At 56.9% G+C, this 2,592-nt stretch carries 2 protein-coding genes; both read right to left on the bottom strand.

The features are described 5' to 3' along the window. The coding region (locus AC1DWF_RS31470) for an SIR2 family protein (protein ID WP_476842511.1) at positions 1-1,001 on the bottom strand (1,001 nt) is incomplete at its 3' end. Between the two features lie 423 nt (positions 1,002-1,424). Next, complete coding sequence (locus AC1DWF_RS31465) at positions 1,425-2,129, bottom strand: outer membrane protein (RefSeq protein WP_476842510.1); 705 nt, start codon at positions 2,127-2,129, stop codon at positions 1,425-1,427. Between the last annotated feature and the right edge of the window lie 463 nt (positions 2,130-2,592).

Genomic DNA, 2,592 nt, shown 5'->3' with positions numbered 1-2,592 from the left:
CCTTCCAATGACCAAAGGTCGTCTTCTTCAATCTCTACGCCGTGTGGAGAACTGGACGAGAAGACTCGGCAGCCCGTCCCGGCGCGTTCAATTCCAAGATAATTCTGCCCGGCGTGGCTCTGTAAGAAGCTCTTAGCCTCGTCCGTGAGAGTTCGCGCAAGCACCACGGTAGGTACATTCATTTCGCGGCAACGCTTGTTGATCTTCGGGTGGATGTGCTCGTCGCGGAACCCATATCCTACACAAAGGAAGCCCTGAGCTCCGTTCAATGCCCTGTCAGCCCCCGCCATGGTCGAGCGGAAAGGTTCTTCCTGGGTTTTTTGGTATTTGTTTAGCCCGGGAGTTACGATCTGTGGCACTAAGTTCCCATCTGGCAAATTGAATGCCGGCAGCCCGATGGTTTGACCGTCCGCTAGCTGGAACCAGTCCAGCGAACCGTGTACTTTCCACAGCCGCGCGGTTCGAGTTTGCTTGTTTCCTCGGAAAAAATGTAGCTCTGGATCGCTTGCCCAAGTTTGGAAGTATCCAGGTGTGAAGCCGGTCTGAAAGAGTACGCCTACCGAGTTGCATGCGTATTCGACAATTCGATCATAGTTGGTAGTGATGATGTCGACAGAACTATTGCTGCTGCGAAAGAGTGCTTTCAGCACATCGCCGAGTGCAAGAGCGGTAGGGGCGGCAGCGAGTTCCCGATAGATCTCGGCGTCTTTCRCATTCACGCATTCCCAAGTCACCCTTACAATTTTCTGGAGGAGAGATTTTGGAAGGGTTTTCCCGTCGAGGGCTGCTTCAAGATGGTCTCCGCTGCTGAGAGCGGTGCGAACAAGGAGCCAGCCACTATCCTCTTCGTCGCCTTCCGGCGTGATATTGGAGACCAGAAACTTCTGCAGGTCTCCCATGCTAGGAAGGCCGTGAGGCATTGAAGCGCCACTCCCTAGAATGATTGTTGGATGCGCAGTGAAACATCTTTGTGCGAGCTTAGCGAGTTCATCGATGTTCATGCAGCGGGTCCATTAAGCAATGATTTTGTCTACCATGGTTTCTGAGTCTGCGAGATGGAAAGAAGAATTGATGCAAATCTTTCCACATAAGCCCTAGCAACTCTGTGAGTCGTCGAGCCAGTCAGATGATCGTGCGTGTGGAAGAATAGCTTCCATCCCTGTCACCATCTGTCAGCATACACCGTGGATAAACCGCCCCCGTTTTTCCACGCCCTCCCAAACCTCCCGTACAATTCCCTCAGTTTCTCCTGCGGGAACGCCGGTCGCGACGGTGGCATGCGGGGAGGAGCCGGCGCCTCCGGCAGCGGGCCAACGTAGCCTGTTGCCCGGGGAGGTTCCGTCCAAAGGTTCCCCTCCGGGTACTACGCCCCAACGCAAAAAACCCCGGCGGTTGGCCGGGGCTTTTCAGAACATGCAGCTCGGTCAGAACTTGTACGCTAGGCCCAGCCTGACATCGTGGGTTTGATACTCAAGGTCGGTATCAAGCATGCMGCTGGGTAGGCCGGTGTGGCTGTTCGATCCAAAATCGGAATAGCGGTATTCGGCGCGGGCGATCAGATTGTCGGTAAGGGCATGTTCTCCGCCCACGCCGACGGTCCAGCCGACAAGCGTGTCGGAAATCTTTTCCCTGACGACGCCAAAATCGCTGACGGTCGCTTCGGTATGCGCGAAGGCGACACCGCCGGCGGCGTACACCATGGTGCGCTGGTCGATCGCGTAGCCGGCTCGTGCCCGGATCGCAGCCGTCCAGTCGATGCTGCTGGTCCAGGTCTCATCGGGAAATGAGCCGATATCGTCCCAAATGAAGTCGTTTCCGTCAGCGTTCGACAGGGCGAAGTCGCCTTCGAGACCCGCTATGAAGCCGTTGTCGAATTGATGGTTGTAGCCGGCATAGACGCCGCCGATGAAGCCGTCAGGATCGGGATTGGAATATAGGACCGGTACTTCAGGAAATGCCACCGAGGTCGATCCCCAGAGATAGCCGGCCTGCAGGCCGACATAACCGCCGGTCCAGACAAAGCCGGCTGGCGCCATCTCGGGTGCAGCTTCGATAGACACTGCATCGGCCGCAAGGGCGGACCCCGCAGCGGCGAGCAAGAAAGTTGTAGCAAGAAGAATCGATTTCATCATGTCCCCCAAAACGGAATAGTCCATGGCTTTAGAAGAACGTAGTTGATTTTATGTTAACGGCAGGAGCTGGCAGGTACTGCGAGAAGTACACGGCCATGTGGCTGAAGACGATGGGCGCAAGCGTTTGTTTGATGTCATCAGGCGTTGTCTGCGTCAGTTGCCTGAGCTCGGACAGGTCCATCCTGTCACCATCTGTCAGCAATCATCGTGGAGAAACCACCCCTGTTTTTCCACGCCCTCTCCACCTCCCGTATCATTCTCCTCGCGATCTTCCACGGGACCCCGGTGCGCACCGGGCTCGGGGGGAAGCGCCGGTGCCGGGCTGGTGGGAGGTCGGTTCTCCCACTGGGTGATGAGCCCCCAAGCCCGGGCCTTGCGGCGGCTGGCGGTGAAAGCCGAGGCGACTGAGCGGGGCAAGAACACCGAGCGGGGCGCGAACGTCGCGCCACATATTATCAAT

This window comes from Aminobacter sp. P4_D5 (assembly GCF_056401815.1).
The sequence above is the reverse complement of the archived record's forward strand: the minus strand, read 5'-3'. Positions and strand labels throughout refer to the sequence as shown.